Origin of the sequence: Shewanella sp. ZOR0012 (assembly GCF_000798835.1) — a bacterium.
GTDB classification, from domain to species: domain Bacteria; phylum Pseudomonadota; class Gammaproteobacteria; order Enterobacterales; family Shewanellaceae; genus Shewanella; species Shewanella xiamenensis.
Window position 1 is genome coordinate 193,967 of sequence record NZ_JTLE01000094.1, and the last position, 17,366, is coordinate 211,332.

Annotated in this window: 18 protein-coding genes; 13 read left to right on the forward strand and 5 right to left on the reverse strand. The window is 46.9% G+C overall.

Annotation, left to right across the window (positions count from 1 at the left end; genetic code table 11):
- From udk to L976_RS02765, 8 genes are all read left to right on the forward strand, one after another.
- On the forward strand, positions 1-623 hold a 623-nt coding region (gene udk, locus L976_RS02730; protein WP_081990945.1), incomplete at its 5' end, for a uridine kinase.
- Positions 624-652: 29 nt separating this feature from the next.
- A complete protein-coding gene (gene dcd / locus L976_RS02735) occupies positions 653-1,234 on the forward strand; it encodes a dCTP deaminase (protein WP_037419254.1) in 582 nt (193 codons plus the stop codon).
- 5 nt (positions 1,235-1,239) lie between these two features.
- Entirely contained in the window at positions 1,240-2,049 is an 810-nt protein-coding gene (gene pabC, locus L976_RS02740; protein WP_047533970.1) for an aminodeoxychorismate lyase, read from the forward strand.
- The gene (mltG, locus tag L976_RS02745) at positions 2,046-3,056 is read left to right on the forward strand and encodes an endolytic transglycosylase MltG (RefSeq protein ID WP_047533972.1); all 1,011 of its coding nucleotides are present in this window, start codon (positions 2,046-2,048) and stop codon (positions 3,054-3,056) included. The genes pabC and mltG overlap by 4 nt, the downstream gene beginning before the upstream one ends.
- Positions 3,053-3,682 carry a dTMP kinase gene (gene tmk, locus L976_RS02750; protein WP_037419259.1) on the forward strand — a complete coding sequence of 210 codons (630 nt, stop codon included), beginning with the start codon at positions 3,053-3,055 and terminating at the stop codon, positions 3,680-3,682. Before mltG ends, tmk begins: the two co-directional genes overlap by 4 nt.
- On the forward strand, positions 3,676-4,632 hold the full coding sequence (gene holB / locus L976_RS02755) for a DNA polymerase III subunit delta' (protein WP_037419262.1): 957 nt from the start codon (positions 3,676-3,678) through the stop codon (positions 4,630-4,632). Before tmk ends, holB begins: the two co-directional genes overlap by 7 nt.
- A 6-nt stretch (positions 4,633-4,638) precedes the next feature.
- Complete coding sequence (locus L976_RS02760) at positions 4,639-4,965, forward strand: PilZ domain-containing protein (RefSeq protein ID WP_037419265.1); 327 nt, start codon at positions 4,639-4,641, stop codon at positions 4,963-4,965.
- 128 nt (positions 4,966-5,093) lie between these two features.
- A complete protein-coding gene (locus tag L976_RS02765; RefSeq protein ID WP_047533974.1) occupies positions 5,094-5,882 on the forward strand; it encodes a TatD family hydrolase in 789 nt (262 codons plus the stop codon).
- A 256-nt stretch (positions 5,883-6,138) separates the two neighbouring features.
- On the opposite strand, the gene rsmF is transcribed toward L976_RS02765, so the two are convergent.
- The gene (gene rsmF, locus L976_RS02770; RefSeq protein ID WP_047533976.1) at positions 6,139-7,587 is read right to left on the reverse strand and encodes a 16S rRNA (cytosine(1407)-C(5))-methyltransferase RsmF; all 1,449 of its coding nucleotides are present in this window, start codon (positions 7,585-7,587) and stop codon (positions 6,139-6,141) included.
- A gap of 154 nt (positions 7,588-7,741) precedes the next feature.
- Between rsmF and L976_RS02775 the strand changes: the two genes are divergently transcribed.
- The gene (locus tag L976_RS02775; protein WP_047533977.1) at positions 7,742-8,968 is read left to right on the forward strand and encodes a nucleoside recognition domain-containing protein; all 1,227 of its coding nucleotides are present in this window, start codon (positions 7,742-7,744) and stop codon (positions 8,966-8,968) included.
- A gap of 145 nt (positions 8,969-9,113) precedes the next feature.
- Here L976_RS02775 and L976_RS02780 read toward each other — a convergent pair whose 3' ends face one another.
- The 4 genes from L976_RS02780 to L976_RS02795 all read right to left on the reverse strand — a co-directional run bounded on the left by L976_RS02780 (position 9,114) and on the right by L976_RS02795 (position 13,370).
- Positions 9,114-9,410, reverse strand: coding sequence for a hypothetical protein (locus L976_RS02780; RefSeq protein WP_041416814.1), 297 nt, complete (start codon positions 9,408-9,410; stop codon positions 9,114-9,116).
- Between the two features lie 82 nt (positions 9,411-9,492).
- Complete coding sequence (locus tag L976_RS02785; protein ID WP_047533980.1) at positions 9,493-12,129, reverse strand: PqiB family protein; 2,637 nt, start codon at positions 12,127-12,129, stop codon at positions 9,493-9,495.
- On the reverse strand, positions 12,116-12,733 hold the full coding sequence (locus tag L976_RS02790) for a paraquat-inducible protein A (protein ID WP_037419279.1): 618 nt from the start codon (positions 12,731-12,733) through the stop codon (positions 12,116-12,118). The genes L976_RS02785 and L976_RS02790 overlap by 14 nt, the downstream gene beginning before the upstream one ends.
- A gap of 1 nt (position 12,734) precedes the next feature.
- Positions 12,735-13,370, reverse strand: coding sequence for a paraquat-inducible protein A (locus L976_RS02795; protein WP_037419282.1), 636 nt, complete (start codon positions 13,368-13,370; stop codon positions 12,735-12,737).
- Between the two features lie 205 nt (positions 13,371-13,575).
- Between L976_RS02795 and L976_RS02800 the strand changes: the two genes are divergently transcribed.
- From L976_RS02800 to prc, 4 genes are all read left to right on the forward strand, one after another.
- Positions 13,576-13,875, forward strand: coding sequence for a YebG family protein (locus L976_RS02800; protein ID WP_037419285.1), 300 nt, complete (start codon positions 13,576-13,578; stop codon positions 13,873-13,875).
- 14 nt (positions 13,876-13,889) lie between these two features.
- Complete coding sequence (locus tag L976_RS02805) at positions 13,890-14,348, forward strand: GAF domain-containing protein (protein WP_037419288.1); 459 nt, start codon at positions 13,890-13,892, stop codon at positions 14,346-14,348.
- A 277-nt stretch (positions 14,349-14,625) separates the two neighbouring features.
- On the forward strand, positions 14,626-15,267 hold the full coding sequence (proQ, locus tag L976_RS02810; protein ID WP_139122669.1) for an RNA chaperone ProQ: 642 nt from the start codon (positions 14,626-14,628) through the stop codon (positions 15,265-15,267).
- A gap of 28 nt (positions 15,268-15,295) precedes the next feature.
- Positions 15,296-17,341 (forward strand): carboxy terminal-processing peptidase, encoded by a 2,046-nt coding sequence (prc, locus tag L976_RS02815; RefSeq protein WP_047533982.1) that lies wholly within the window; start codon positions 15,296-15,298, stop codon positions 17,339-17,341.
- Positions 17,342-17,366: the final 25 nt, after the last annotated feature.

Consider the following 17,366-nt stretch of genomic DNA (forward strand, 5'->3'; position numbering starts at 1 on the left):
GTGTCATTATTGCAATTGCTGGCGCGTCAGCATCGGGCAAGAGTTTAATTGCCAAGACGATTTTTGACGAACTTCGCCGCGATTTAGGCACAGATCAGATTGGGGTAATTAACGAAGACGCGTACTACCGCGATCAGAGTCATTTATCCATGGATGAGCGTGTGTTAACTAACTACGACCATCCCAAGGCGTTAGACCATCAGCTGCTATGCACGCACTTGCAGTTGCTAAAGTCTGGCGAAGCTGTTGATATTCCTTGCTATAGCTATACCGAACATACGCGTATGGCCGAAACTGTAAAAATGACGCCGAAAAAAGTGATCATTTTAGAAGGCATCCTGCTGTTAACAGACCCTAAATTACGTGAATTGATGGATGCGAGCGTGTTTATGGATACGCCGCTGGATATTTGCTTCCTGCGCCGTTTAACCCGCGATGTGGCCGAGCGTGGCCGTACGATGGAGTCAGTGATTTCACAGTACAAGAAGACAGTGCGTCCTATGTTCCTGCAATTTATTGAACCTTCAAAACAATACGCTGATATTATCGTGCCTCGCGGCGGTAAAAACCGTATCGCGACCGATATTTTGAAGACTCGTATTCAACATTTACTGGCAAAATAACGACTAAAACTCAGGGAGTAAAAGGCAAGATGCGCTTAACCGATATCGAAATTGAACAGGCCCTTGATAACGGCACTATCGTTATAGAACCTCGCCCAAGCATAGATGCGATTTCTGGCGTCAGTGTGGATGTGCGCTTAGGTGGGCAATTTCGCGTCTTTAAGGATCATACTGCGCCTTTTATCGACCTCAGTGGTCCGAGTATTGAAGTGCAGGCGGCGCTCGATCGGGTGATGAGCGAAATCATCGAAATCCCAGACGGCGAAGCCTTCTTCCTACACCCCGGTGAATTGGCGCTCGCCGTGACCTATGAAAGCGTGACACTGCCTGCCGATATCGTCGGTTGGCTCGATGGCCGCTCTTCACTGGCGCGTTTAGGCTTGATGGTGCACGTCACTGCGCACCGGATTGATCCGGGTTGGCAGGGTAAAATCGTGCTCGAGTTTTACAACAGCGGTAAGTTGCCTTTAGCGCTGCGCCCACGGATGACCATTGGTGCGTTAAACTTTGAACGTTTAAGTGGCCCAGTGGCGCGTCCGTATAACAAGCGCAAAAATGCCAAGTATAAAGATCAACAGGATGCGGTTGCTAGCCGTATCAGTCAGGACTAATACCCTTGATTTGGGTTAATGGGGTTTCACAGGCAAGCATTGCTCCTATGGACAGGGGACTTGCCTATGGTGATGGCCTCTTTGCTACGATGCGAAGTAGCGAGTGTGGTATTTTGTTTTTTGAGCAGCATGAAGCCCGTCTTACGGCTGGCGCTGCAAGACTTGGGTTTGACTGGCAAATGAGTTCAGCCCTTGCCGAGCAGCTCAATACACTTGCTGCACAGTACCCGCATCACTGTATTAAATTGATGATCACACGCGGTGTTGGGGGCAGAGGCTATGCCCCGCCTGAGCAGGTAAACGTTACGGAGATCGTTTCTGTTCATCCCATTCCTACCCATTATGCTGCGTGGCAACAACTGGGTATTCGTCTTAAAACCTCCGCAGTCCAATTAGGTCATCAACCCTTATTGGCGGGGATAAAACACCTTAATCGCCTCGAGCAAGTGTTAATCAAATCCCAGCCCTTATCACAGGGTTTTGATGATTGGTTAGTGCTGGATTGTACTGGGCAGGTGATAGAATCTTCGATGGCGAATATCTTTTTTGTTAAAGGCCATCGAGTGATTACCCCATCTTTGGCGCGCTGCGGCGTTGCGGGTGTCATACGCGAGCAAGTGATGTTAGCCTTACTTGCACGGCAGATGAATATTGATTGTTTGCCCTTTGGCGCCGAGCGTTTAGTGGAGTTTGACTCGGCATTTATCACTAACAGCATCTTAGGCGTGGTGGATGTACTGGCGATCGATTCGCACAGTTTCAAGCCTTCTCCTTTGACTGCCGATCTTAGACACACACTTTCACTCTCACTATGAAAAAACTCATTCTGATCGCAAGCTCTACCTTATTGGCCTTGCTGACCTTAGCTTGCTTGGCGGGTTATTGGAGTTACCGTACGATTATTGATTACAGCCAAACGCCATTAGCGTTAACCGAAGCCAAAGAATTAACCATTGCTCGTGGTACGAGTGTGCACCAGTTGGCGCAGCAGTTAGAAACCGATGGCGTTATCCAAGACAAATGGAAACTCAAATGGTTACTTAGATTGCGTCCAGAGCTGGGCAAGATCCGCACTGGTCTGTACGAGATGTCACCCTCGCAGACGCTTGCCGACTTACTTAACGACTTAGTCAATGGCAAGGTGAAAACCTTTAGCCTGACCTTAGTCGAAGGCAAAACCATTGCCGAGTGGGAACAACAACTGGCAAGTGCGCCCCATTTACAACTGACCCCAGAGGTTTTTAGTGCCGTATTAATGGAGCAGGGGGACGATTCGGCGTTGCCCGAAGGTAAATTCTTCCCCGATACTTACCATTACACCGCTGACAGTGATGCCAAGGTACTGCTGACCCAAAGTTATAAAATGATGGAGCAAGAACTCGCCAAAGCCTGGGCAGAGCGTGTGCCCGGTTTACCGCTTAAATCACCTTACCAAATGCTGATCTTGGCATCGATTGTCGAAAAAGAAACTGGTCAAGCCTTTGAGCGTGATCAAATCGCCGGCGTCTTTATTAATCGACTGAATCTAGGCATGAAGCTGCAAACCGACCCCACGGTGATTTATGGCATGGGAGACAGATTTAAAGGCAATATCACCCGTAAAGATTTAGTCGAAGAGACACCGTTTAATACCTATCGGATTTTCGGCTTACCGCCAACACCGATTGCGGCACCGAGCAAGGCCTCATTACAGGCAGTGTCGAAACCCGCCAAGGTCAGTTATTTGTATTTTGTGTCGCGTAACGATGGTACCCATGTATTTTCGACCACTTTGGAAGAACATAACCGCGCCGTCGATATTTATCAGAGAAAGAAAAAATGACCCAAGCATCCGCCAAATTCATCGTTGTTGAAGGACTGGAAGGCGCCGGTAAATCGAGTGCGATTGCCCTTATTCGCGATTTTATTGAAAAGCACACCGGGCTTGCGCCTGTTTGCACCCGCGAGCCAGGCGGCACGCCGCTGGCCGAGCGCATTCGTGATTTAGTGAAAATTGCCGACCCAAACGATCCTTTATGTGATGAGTCTGAATGTTTATTGATCTATGCCGCCAGAGCCCAGCTCGTCGCCAATGTCATCAAACCTGCATTGGCCCAAGGCAAGTGGGTGTTGGGGGATAGACACAATCTGTCATCTTTAGCGTACCAAGGCGGCGGACGTGGCTTAATGCCTTTAGTCGAAGCCGTAAGTAACGCAACGCTCAAAGGGTTTAAACCCGATTTAACCCTCTATCTTGACCTTGACCCTAAGCTTGGACTGCAACGTGCAGCAAAGCGGGGCGAACTTGATAGAATTGAGCAGCAAGCCATCGACTTTTTTGAACGTGCGCGCGCAACTTACCTCAAGCTTGCCAGCGAAGATGAGCGGATTGTCGTGATCGACGCCAGCCAAACCATGGCCGAAGTCCATAAAGATATTCTGGCCGTGTTACAGGCGATGGCATGGTAGTGCAAAGCGGTTTTGATGTATTAACCCTGCCTTGGCTCGATGCGCCAAGGCAGGCGTTTTTAACCCAGTTGCAAACTCAAAAAGTCCCCCACGCGCAGCTAGTGGGTATCGATTCTGCCTATGGCGGTGAACTTTTGAGTGTATTTATGGCGCGCGCCGCCATGTGTTCACAACCCACTCCCGCGGGCGGGTGCGGTTTTTGTAAGTCCTGCCAGTTATTTGATGCGGGTAATCATCCTGATTTTTATCAAATCGAGGCCGATGGCCATCAAATCAAAGTCGATCAAATTCGTGAGCTTTGTAGCCGCTTAAGTGCGACTGCCCAGCAAAGTGGCCGCCGTGTAGCCATTATCCACCATAGCGAGCGTTTAAACTCAGCCTCTGCCAATGCGCTACTCAAGACGCTCGAAGAGCCGGGTAAAGACACCTTACTACTATTACATTCCGACACACCCGCACGCTTAATGGCTACGATCAGTAGTCGTTGTCAGCGGCTTCCCTTTATGACGCCGTCTAAAATGTTGATCAAAAACTGGTTAATTCAGCAATGTCAGATCCAAGAGGATGTGACTTGGTGCTTGAGTGTGGTCGGCGGTCCATTAAAGTTGGCCGAAAGTTTGCTATCCGACGGTACGCAACCCAGTCGTTATGAAACCTTGTTAGGGTTTCGCAAAGATTGGGCGCAAAGTTTGTCGTCGGGCCATCTGTGTGCTAGTTTGTTAACGATAAGTGAACAACAAATCATTGATGCTCTTAAGGTTTTATACTTACTCCTGAGACAAGTTTTATTGAAGTACGGCGACCAAGATGCGTTTGTGCAAGCGCAAATAGGGAACTTGGCGGCGAAAATCATGGGAATGTGTCATAGCTTAAGTGCAATGCCGAGTGTCAATTATTTAGGCTTGTGTCAAAGTTATGTCTTAGAATATAAAGAAATAACAAATAAGTAACATGCCATGGTCGATCTTGTCGTCAATTTTGATACCTTACATCAGCTCTACCGCGCCTATATGCCGTTTATCAAACCGGCAGGGTTATTTGTCGCCACCGGGGAAACCCATTACCTCGGTGAGACGTTAACCATCGCCTATCGTTTACCTGGCGCGACCACCTCAAACGAATTTCGTGGCGTCGTTGTGTGGATCAATCCTTTGGGAGCATCGGGTGGACGTCCTGCTGGGATTGGTATCAAGATAGTCTCAGAGCCCGACAGCCATAAACACCATATTGAAAAATTGTTATCCCGTGAGCTCGCCTCTGGTGACTTAACCTGCACGATGTAATGCATAGAGTGGTCAGCTAGGGTCGACACTGAGTATTAAGTGCTGAGTGAAGCCTTAGCGAAATTTGACCTCGATCCCATCGCTGAGTATCCTTGTGCTCCTTTTTGTTTATCTGCTTGGACATTGCTGTGCTTATCGATTCACATTGCCATCTCGATCGCCTGAAAGCGGCGCCCGATCAACCCACCCTAGAACTCATCCTCTCCAACGCTAAGGCGCGCGGTGTCGACTATATGCTCTGTGTCAATGTGCGCCAGCAGGGATTTGAGTCGATGCGCGACAAGGTTGCGGGTTTCGAGCAGGTGTTTTTATCTTCGGGCGTGCATCCGCTGGATGTAAAAGACGGCCTCGATGTAGAGCAAATTCGCCGTTTTGCAATGGACCCTAAAGTGGTGGCCATTGGTGAAACTGGGTTAGATTATTTTTATGCCGATGAAACTAAAGCCCTGCAACAGCAATGTTTTGAGCAACAAATTGCCTTGGCGGTTGAAGTGGATAAGCCGCTGATTGTACATACCCGTGATGCCCGTGAAGACACCATCAACATGCTTAAAGCGGGGCAGGCGGACAAAGTCGGTGGCGTGTTGCATTGCTTTACCGAAAACTGGGAAATGGCCAAGGCGGCGATTGACTTAGGTTTTTATATTTCCGTTTCAGGCATTGTAACCTTTAAAAATGCCGGTGAGTTAAGAACGGTGATCCGCAAAGTGCCGAAAGAGCGTTTATTGGTCGAAACCGATTCGCCTTATCTTGCGCCTATTCCACACCGTGGACAGGAAAATCAACCCGCCTATGTGCGTGATGTGGCCGAGTTTGTGGCAGAGCTGCGCGGAGAGCGTTACGAAGATCTTGCTGAGTATACCAGTGATAACTTCTTTAACTTATTTAAGGATGCGGCGCGCTTGATTGGGCGTTGATTTAGGTTTATCCCTCTCTTGTGAGCACAATTTTGCTTATATCAGTTAAAACGCAAGCCCATAAAAAAAGGCCCAAAACGATTCTAGCTGTTTGGGCCTAGGGGAATGGCTCGTTGAAGAGCCGTGCGCTACAGACGAAAGTGCCATACACAGCACTTTACAATAGACTCAGTGTAGTTGAGTTTAGTATGAGTAACACTTTCTCTGCCCCGTTTTTTAGGTTATTTCTCGCTAAAAAATCACCGATTTATAACCATTATGCCTGCGGTGGTAGCAATAATACTTTATCTTTCACTAAGTCTCTGGGCAGGTTGTTTTTTAATTTATTACCTAAATGTTTCGCCATGCCTAAAGGCGCGCCGCCATAACAGACAATCACTTCGCCCTGAGCTTTGCCAGCCGTATCGAGGGGAATATCTCGTCCCATCAAATACTCTTTTGCCTGCTCATCGCTCACTTCTACGACTTTAGCGCCGTTTTTTGCCCCCGCTTTAAGCGCTTTACCCGCTAGAGCAATAATCGCCTCATGGCGCACTTTAAAGCCATGTTTACTGTGATCGGCAAGCTTAACCCCAATCCGCTGAAAGCGCATTTTACCAATAAAGTCTTTAAATTCATGGGGAAATAGCCAAAACTCATCGTCGCGCACCATAATGAGATCATCGGGCAGTTCGATACCCAGATCATCGGTAAAATAGGCTTGAATGGCTTTGGCTTGTTTGGCACTCGCCTCCGTAAAGGGGAAATTCTTTTGCAATTTCGGCTCAGGCTGTAGGCGTGGTACCGAACGGGTTTTAGTCAACTTTGCGACAAAAAAGCCTTCGCTGTCGTAAATCTGTGGCCAAACGTGCAAAAAGCCTTCTGGCGTAGTGGCTTTGTCAGCACCATCAAATAATTGGCTTAAGGACTCAAATTGCACTGCATTGCCATAGGTTTGCTGCAAATATTCACATACACCTTGGTTTTCGTGCCGATTAAGGGTGCAGGTTGAATAAACCAAACTGCCACCCGGTTTTAAGGCCAAAAATGCGGATTCGATTAAGGCTTTTTGGGTTTCGCTAATCGCAAGAACCTCATCGAGCGACCAAGATTTTAACGCGTCCGCATCTTTACGGACCGTGCCTTCACCGCCACAAGGCGCATCAATTAATACCGCATCAAAACTTTCATACAGATACTCACCAAATACTCGGCCATCGAAGTGGGTTAGGGCGCAGTGACTCGCGCCCATGCGCAGCACATTGGCATGGAGTACTTTGACGCGGCTAGCGGAATATTCATTTGCCACCAATAAGCCTTGATTATTCATTAACGCTGCCATTTGGGTGGTTTTAGAGCCAGGTGCAGCTGCTAAGTCCAACACACATTGCCAATCTGCATTGGGGGTAAATAGTGCGGTTGGCGGCAGCATGGAGCTGGCTTCTTGGATATAGAATAAGCCCTGAATATGCTCTAGGGCATTGCCGAGCTGCTCTTCTTCATCGTAGCTTATCCAAAAACCATCCTTACACCAGGGTATGGGCTCAAAGGTCCATCCTTTGGGCTGCATCAAACGCTTAAAATCTTCGCTGCTGATCTTTAAGGTGTTGACGCGAATTGAGCGACGAAGTGGTCTTGAACAGGCCGCAATAAAGTCATCCATTGAGAGATGGGCGGGCAATTCTTGGGCAATTGTACTGATAAAATTTTGATTTAATTGAACCATAACGGAATTTGGCTGTGTATCAACTGCGGCAAGTATATCATAATCCCTTAGTGGGGCTGGGATTTTATCCCTCTACTATCGTTGGTTCAGATTTGCGTTAAATAAACAAAGCGACACGAATAAACAGTTTGAATAACAATAAGGAAGGGGCTGAGTGCTAAATCGGGTGTGGTTAGTGTTTTTCCTCACATCGCTGTTGGCGATGGCAATACAGCTTTTTAATGGGCATATCGAGGTGCTCGCCAACGCGGTTGAGGCCTTGTTTGCCAGCGCTAAACTCGCCGCTGAAATCGCCTTAGGCTTAGTGGGTGTGTTGTCCCTGTGGATGGGATTAATGCGAATTGGTGAAAAAGCCGGTGTTGTTGGGGCGATTGCCTTTGTATTTGAGCCACTGCTGCGCCGCTTAATGCCCGAAGTGCCCAAGGGGCATCCCGCATTTGGCAGTATGACGATGAACTTAACGGCCAACATTTTTGGATTGGATAATGCCGCTACTTCATTAGGTTTAAAGGCAATGCAGGATTTGCAGAGTCTTAATCCGGTCAAAACCGTTGCCACTAACGCACAAATTCTATTTTTAGTCCTCAATACCTCCTCGGTGACGTTAGTGCCTGTCACGGTGTTTTTATACCGTGCTCAGCAGGGCGCGGCGGCTCCGGCAGACATTTTTTTACCCATACTCCTCGCAACCTCTGCCTCGACATTAGCGGGGCTTTTGATCGTTGCTGTTGTGCAGCGGCTTTCACTACTCAATGCCGTGGTACTCGGATATGGCGCTGTGCTGCTGTCGGCATTAGTTGCCAGTGGTTTTTATTTGATGACTTTAACGGCAGACGCGATTGGCACAGTGTCGACCGCCTTGGGCAACGGGGTATTGCTACTGTTAGTCTTCAGTTTTGTGCTGGTGGCGGGCGTGCGAAAAGTGGCGATTTATGATGAGTTTATCGAAGGTGCTAAGGCGGGGTTTAACCAATCGATCCAACTGATCCCGTATCTGTTAGCCATGCTGCTGGCGATTGGTTTACTTAGGGCATCGGGCGCGTTGGATTACCTGCTGCAACTGATTGCGAGTTGTGTGAGTCTTTTCGGGTTTGATACTCGCTTCGTCGATGCAATGCCAACTGCATTAATGAAGCCTTTTAGCGGTTCGGGCGCGCGCGCGATGATGCTCGAAACCATGGCGCACCATGGTGTGGACTCCTTTGCGGGGCGCTTGGCGGCGATTTTCCAAGGCAGCACTGAAACGACTTTCTATGTGCTGGCTGTTTACTTTGGTTCAGTGGGTATTCGTCATGGGCGCCATGCGCTCGCCTGTGGTCTAACGGCGGATTTTGCAGGGATCAGTGCGGCTATTGCTGTCTGTTATTGGTTCTATGGCTAAGTATGAGATGGCGAAAGGCGCAATGCATAGCGATGCAGACAGTCACTTTAGCGGATAACAATCAGGCACATTAGAGTTTATCTAATGCGCCTGATTGTTAAATGATACTAAGCTTGCTGGACTGATTATCACGCAAAAACACGGGTTATAACTTAATCAGTGCACCATTACTTGCAATCTTGAATTCTATATTTTCTTTGAAATCAACCACCTTTGCGGGAAGGTTTCCCCCACTATCAAGCACCAACTCCATTAATGTCGAAGAAATATAATAATTAAGATCTTCTTTCTTAAAGAAGGTTTTAGCGACTAACTTGGGCTCCCCTGAATCATGCCGGATTACCGCCAAATGAGAAGCTGAATGGCGCTTAAACCCGGGAGGAATATAGATACTTTCTTGCTCACAATACTCTTGAATTAATTTTGAGTACTTTCCTTTCATGACTCACCTAAAATTAAAACAGTTCTTTCACTAATATTCCGTAATACAGGCCCTGAATGAGGGCCTTAGCAAAATGGATTTGCTACTGGGCTGGAGCCCATTCCTGCCATTCGCTCTGGGCTTTGTGTTGCAACGGGATCACAGTGCCTTGGTTTAAGCTATTACCTGCTTGCGTCGTTTCCTTAGTAGCGACATTAATGCCGCCCGCTAATAGGGTTTCGAGCGAACCGGCTTCAATTTGCGCACCAGAGAAAATACCTACATCGACCTTGATACCTGAGGCGTCCCAGAACTGGCTGCTCTGATTTACTAAGTGACTGTACTGGGGCTCAATGTGCGCTTGCATGAGTACACTGTTACCTTGAGACGACAGGCTATAACCATCGATTTGGCCGATTTTAATGCCGCGGAAGAAAATAGGCGTGCCGACTTTCATCGAGCCAAGGTTGCTATCCTCCAAGATAAACTTAAGCGCATCTTCGGCCACGTTGGCGTAGCTGCTCTCAACCAATTTGGCCTGGAATTGACTCGCCTTTTGCTTGCTCTTACCCGGTAACACGCCAATATATGGCCCAGTGATTAAGGTTTCTGGCGCTTTAATGCCTGCTAAAGATATTTGCGCTTCGACCATATGGTACTCAGTATCACTGCGGCTGAAATGCTCGGCATAGTCGCCATAGAGATAGGCGGTGGCTGTAAGGGTGGTTAAATCGGTATTGAGCTTAACTTGCGTCACTTCACCCACCTGATGACCTTGGTAACGAATGGCGGCTTTTGCAGCCAATTTTGCCGAGGCGGGTAAGGTGAGTTTGATTGCTTGAGCCTGCGCTAAGGCGAGCTGTTTACTTTCGTATAGTTTAAGTGCCGCATTAGGCTCAGTCGTTGAACTGTCCAATAAACCTAAGCTGATACTGCCCTTTAACGCGCCTTGTAGTGGAGCAACGGCGACATCAATACCCGCAAGACTGGCGCTGACATCCACGGCACTGTTACGCCAAAAGACTTTAGGTTTTTGCACTAAGGGTTGGAACTGCTTATCAATAGCGATCTTAATCGCAAAGTCTTCGGTTTTACTCTGCCAGTTGACCGACTCCACGCTACCAATTTGCATTTTTTTATAGTAAATCGGAGATCCTTGACTAACATCGGCGCCATCAGCACTGATGAGAGTAAAGTATAAACGCTGTTGACGGACAAAGAATTGCTTAGCTTCATCCATTGAGCTAAAGAGTGGCAAACGCGCATTTGCCGCCAGCGGGGTATTACTGGTACCAGGGATCAGACTCACCGCGCCTTTAGTTAATGTCGCTAGATCGCGTGCTTTGACCGATACACCATCAAGAGACGCATCGACGCTCAACGCTGATTCGGGAACAAAATAGCTATCACTGCGGATTAAGCTGGCAAATTCAGGTTGCAGCTCGAGTAGATATTCAACGGCCGACAGATCTTTGGTTAATTTCACCTCGAGCACCTGACCGATAGGTAATTGCTTGTAACGCACTTCGGCGCCAGCGGTTAAGCCCATGTTTTCGGCCGAGGTTATTGTTGCCTTAAGTTTTTTCGCTTGTAGCACATCAGGAGCTGAGGATTGCAAGGCAAAACTACTTGGTAGTGCCGAATTAGCATGGGTGCCGGGTAAAAAGTTAATCACGCTTCCTGTGAGTAAACGCTCGGGGTTTTTGATCCCAGAGAGCGAAATATCGGCGCCTTCAAGCCAAAACTGGCCGTCCCGAGTTAATAGGTTGGCGTATTCAGGCTCAAATTTTGCCACCGCAGTCACACCTGCAGCGGTGAGTTGCTTGCTTTGAACTGCACCAATGGTGATGCCGCGATATACAATGCGAGTGCCTTTATCAATAGCATTGCCATCACTCATGGTCAGACTGACTTCAATCCCGCCAAGAGCGCTGGTTTCGGAATCATAGAGGGAAAAACTGTCGCCATTTTGTGCCGCAGGCGCTTTTTCATCGGAACTGAAACTCACACCACCCGCAAGGATAGAAGCAAGGCTCTCAGTGTTGACTTTAATACCCGCTAAACTAGCATCGACTTTCACGCCTGACACATTCCAAAAGTGAGAGTTTTTCTTCACTAAACGTGCATATTGCTCTTGGATAAAGGCGCTGATAATCACTCTAGCGTTGCCGTCTAAACGATAGCTGACCACGCTGCCCACAGGTATTTGACGGAAGAACACTGGCGAGCCCACATCTAATGAGCCGAGTTTATCGGCCGTCAGTTCAATCATTACCCCTTCGGAGCCAATTTGCATTGGTGGCGGTTGGCGTTCTGCCTCAAACAAGGTAGCGGCATTGCCTTTGCCTGGTTGGATTGCAATATAGTTGCCTGAAAACAGCGCATCCAGACCTTCAACGCCTGTGATGCTGGCCTTTGGGGTAACTAACCAGAAGAGGGTTTCTTTATTTAAGAAAGGCTTAGCGCGATAGTCCATCATCACCTTCACGTTAACGCCTTTAAGATCATCATCAATACCGATATCTTTTACCTTACCAACGGTTAAGCCTTGGTATTTGACTAAGGTTTTGCCCACGTCGATCCCCGTAGCACTGGGGAAGTGGATTTGAATTTCAATGCCCGATTCTTTGATGCTCTTAATACCCAGCCATGCGCCAAGCGCGAGCGCCACAATCGGGAGCAGCCAAATCGGCGAAAAGAGCTTTTTCTTCACAACTTTTGGCGATTCAATTTGTGTCATCTTGAGGTTCCAGTCGATCCCAGAGTAAACGAGTGTCTAAAACTTTTGCGGCAAGTTGCGTCAGTAAAATCACCAATGCAAATGCCGTGGCCGCGGGTGCAGGCTTTGCATCGAGTAATTGCCCCATATTCACCAGGGCAACGGTCAGCGAGATCACAAATAAATCGAGCATCGACCAGCGGCCAATCCACTCAATAACATGAAATCCCACCATAAGTTTTTGCTTTGAAATTGGCAGGTTGAAACTGATAGCACACAGATAAGTGGCTAAGCCGATAATCTTTACCCAAGGCACTAAAATACTGGCAATAAACACAATAATGGCGATGGGTAACATATCCGATTGGACTAAATGAACAATTCCGGAAAAGATCGTATCGTGACGTACCTTTCCCTGATTGGTGAGCACCGTAATGGGATAGAGGTTGGCTGGAACCAATAAAATGGCGGCAGTAATAAGCAGCGCCCAACTTTTTTGTAAGCTGTTGTAATCGCGGACCTGTAATTCTGACTCACAACGACTACAGTGGCTATCCTCACTGCTATTGAGTTGCCTACAAACGCGGCACAAACACAGGCCTAAATCCTTTCCTTGCTGCTTCATATCAGTGATGTTCCTGCATAAGAAGACCCCACATATGCTCAATATCGTATTCACGCTGTAAAAACAGGGTGACTAAAAAAAGCATGGTGAAGCAAAAGGTACCCATTCCAAAATAAATATCCGAAAAATCAGATAATTGAAATGATGAGACGAGGAAGCTAATCACATAAATCTCAAGCATTGTCAGCTGCGAAAGGAACCCCTGAAATGTGAGTAATTGTTTGAGACTATGGCGCCAAAATGGGCTTGCAAGCCCCCATTTTATAATCAAAATTTGCGCAAGAATCGATAGGATCAATAAACCAGGGCCAACCACTGCGGCAGCAAGGACGGCTAATCCCACTACCCAATAACCTTGTTCGAAGACGGCAAAAGCGCCTTGAAATACCGTTGTTGTGCGAATACTGCCCAGAAAATGGATTTCTAGCACAGGAAAAAAGTTAGCAGGAAAATAGAACACCAACGCGGTAATGCACAGTGCCAACATGCCATTTACTGAACAGTATGGAGTGTCATAAAGTGCGGTGTTGCAACGCGGACACAACGCTCTGACCCCTGTTGGGAGGGCACGTTTCCGAATGGCCAAGTCGCAGGAACGACAGAGGATTACAGAGTTTTCTGCTGTATTGTCATGCATATAAAAATATTATATTAGCCCCAAAGCCACTGAGATTGAGCAAATAATCCGAAAACAACAAATTATAAGGTGAGATATCAAATTGATTGACCCATCTCCACAACATAAAGCGCAGTCATAATATCAGAATAATCAGAACACTTGCATCACTAGTTCACTTTATGTCATTCTGGTTACTGTATATAAAAACAGTGCGAGGGCGGTCATGGCAGTTATTACACAGTTTGTCGTGGTAAGAGAAGGGGTAGAAAAGATGACATTCACATCGAAAAAGGAGGCTGATGCCTACGATAAGATGCTCGACATCGCTGATAACCTCATTCCATTTATTCAGAAAGCGGAACTTGGGATTGATGAAAGTCTAACCGAACAGCTCGCATTCTATTTTGCTAACAATAAAGATGAGCTAACAAACTTGCTTAAAGGCGTGGTTCAAGTTAATAGTACGCCAACAAAACCAAACACAGCCAAAAAAGCGTCTAAGAAGGACGATGCTGCTGAATAATTTTTAGGAAGCATATGAAACCGCAATTTTATGAATCACTGAACCGTCAAGCGTTAGCGTTACTCGAAGGCGAAGATGATTTAGTGGCTGCCATGGCTAACTTTTCAGCCCTGCTTAATGACAACCTAACCGAACTAAACTGGGTAGGTTTTTACGTTATGCGCGGCGAACAGTTAGTATTAGGCCCATTCCAAGGTAAAGTGGCTTGTACCCGCATTCCGATGGGTAAAGGCGTGTGTGGCACTGCAGCACTGGCTAATCAAACTCAACGGGTTGCCGATGTGCATCAATTCGATGGACATATCGCCTGCGATGCGGCCAGTAATTCCGAAATTGTTATCCCTGTTCGCGCTAATGGTCAGGTGATTGCTGTACTGGATATTGATAGCCCTATTTTTGACCGCTTTGACGAAGAAGACCAAAAGGGCTTGGAATTATTGGTAAAAAGCTTCGAAAACTGCCTATTTGCTTAATTTGCGTACAATAACGCATAATTCATAGTCGCAATCGGTGGCGTGCGCCTTATAATAGCGCATGCCCTGATAAGGCTTGTTTGGGCATGGCCCGAATAAACCTGAGAGGTTTAGCCGTAAAAAATGGTTAACTGATATTTTTTAACTTTAGTTAACTCGGCGAGAATGTTAATTTGTACTTTGGCTCAATTGTGAGCTTAACCAAGATAAACGACACGTAAGAAGCTGATTTATATCACCTCGAATTCGATGTCCCTTTTTAACTGTGGAAGTAATGATGGAATCAACAGATAAGTTGACCGACACCAACGCAATTTTGGCGTATTTGTATGAAACATTTCCTTTGTGCTTTATTGCTGAAGGTGAAACTAAGCCATTAAAAATCGGATTGTTTCAAGATTTGGCTGAAAGGTTGGCTGATGATTCTAAAGTCAGTAAAACTCAATTGCGCGTGGCGTTAAGACGCTACACTAGCAGTTGGCGTTACCTCAAATCGGTAAAAGCTGGTGCCCAGCGTGTGGATCTTGATGGTCAGCCTTGTGGCGAGCTAGAGCAAGAACATATCGATCATGCTCAAGCCATGTTGAAAGAAAGCCAAGAAAAAGCCAAGGCTAAGCGTGCTGCTCAAGCTACCAAAGTGGCTCCGGCTGGCAAAGCTCCAGCGAAAAAAGCCCCTAAGAAAGTAGCTGTTCCTGCCCGCAAGACTGAGCGTCCTGCCAAAGTGGCTCCTAAGGCTGAACCTGCTGTTAACTTAGTCCAAGCGCAATTGACCGATTTAGCTAAGAAACAGCGTGTCAATGTTAAGTTAGGTATGACGCCAGTAGCCGGCGTGATCACTGACATTAACAAAGAAGACATTCATGTTCAGCTTGATAGCGGCTTAACGATAAAAGTGAAAGCAGAACATATTCTGCTGTAATCATTTAATCTAACGGAGTAACTTGTTGATGCGAAAACTCATTTTGGCTACATCCATCGCCACTGTTTTTGTCGGATTCTCGGCTTGGGCTGTGCCTCCTACGATTCAAATCAGCGAGTTACCCACTCTCAAGCAGGAAGCGCAGCATAAAGTGGCCAGTAAACGAGTGACAGATTTATACACTCGTTCGCATTACCATCGATTTGCGCTCGATGACGCGTTTTCTGCGCAGATTTTTGACCGCTATTTACAGCAACTTGATTACCGTCGCAATGTGCTGACCCAAGCCGATGTCGACAGTTTTAAGCCTTATATCAATCAGTTTGACGATATGCTGAGTTCAGGTGAACTCGACCCCGCCTACAAAATGTTTGATTTGGTTCAAAAACGTCGCTACGAAGGCTTTGTGTACGCGCTTTCTCTGCTCGATAAAGAAATGGATTTTACCGTTCCTGGTGATGCCTACGAGTACGATAGGGAAGATGTCGCTTGGCCAAAAGATCAAGCTGAAATCAATGAGCTTTGGCGTCAGCGAGTGAAATACGATGCGTTGAATCTCAAGCTTACTGGCAAAAAATGGCCTGAAATTGTTGAGATTCTGCAAAAACGTTATAACAACGCCATCAAACGTTTGACTCAGACCAATAGTGAGGATGTGTTCCAAGCGGTGATGAATGCATTTTCTCGCAGCATTGAGCCGCACACTAGCTATTTATCCCCCCGTAATGCTGAGCGTTTCCAAATGGAAATGAACTTGAGCCTAGAGGGTATTGGCGCGCAGTTACAGCTCGAAGATGATTACACTGTGATTAAGAGTTTAATCGCAGGTGGTCCTGCCGCTGGCAGTGAAAAACTGTCACCAGAAGATAAGATTGTTGGTGTTGGCCAAGAGGGTGGCGAGATCGTTGATGTTATCGGCTGGCGTTTAGACGATGTCGTTGAGCTCATCAAAGGTCCTAAGGGCAGTAAAGTCGTTTTGCAGATTTTACCGAAGAAAGGTGGCTCAAATGCTAAGCCGTTTAACGTCACTTTAGTACGTGACAAGATTCGCTTAGAAGACCGTGCCGCGACTTCTAAAATCATCGAACCTAAAGACGGTGAATACGCCAATCGTAAAGTCGGTGTTATTCAAATTCCTGGATTCTATATGAATTTATCCCAGGATGTGGAAAAGGAACTCGTTAAACTCAACGAAGCGAAAGTCGAAGGTGTCGTTATCGATTTACGTGGTAATGGCGGCGGTGCATTAACCGAAGCCGTGTTACTGACCGGACTCTTTATTGACATGGGCCCTGTGGTGCAAATCCGTGACGCCGATGGCCGTGTGTCAGCTCACCGCGATAACGATGGCAAGACTGCCTACGCAGGTCCGTTGACCGTGATGGTTGACCGTTACAGCGCATCAGCTTCTGAGATTTTTGCAGCAGCATTGCAGGACTATGATCGTGCACTGATTGTTGGTGAATCCAGTTTCGGTAAAGGCACAGTGCAACAGCATAAGAGTCTAGGTCGCATCTACGATATGTACGAGAAACCTATTGGGCATGTGCAATACACCATTCAGAAGTTTTATCGCATTAACGGTGGTAGTACACAACTCAAAGGTGTGACACCGAATATTGCGTATCCAAGTGCGTTAGAGCCTGGTGAGTATGGTGAAGCTGAAGAGAAGAATGCTTTGCCTTGGGACAAAGTACCAATGGCGCAATACGGTACGCTAAATGATATCACCCCTGAACTGGTGGCGAGTTTAGAGAAAAAGCACCTTGCCCGTATTCAAAACAGTGTTGAGTTTAACTATATCAATCAAGATATTGCTGACTTTAAAAAGCATCACAAAGAGAAAACGGTCTCCTTAGTGGAAAGTGAGCGTATTGCATCACGTGAAGCTGATGAGAAGAAAGTGCTCGATAGAACCAATGAGCGTCGCGTAGCCAATGGTTTAGCGCCAGTTAAATCTATGGAAGATATTAAAGATGATGTTGCTGCGCCAGATGCATTTTTAGATGAAACGGCTTATATCACTCTAGATATGGTGGATGCGAAAAAGCTAGCTAACGCTGGCACTAAATAGGCGGAAGTTACGTCTGTTTACCTTA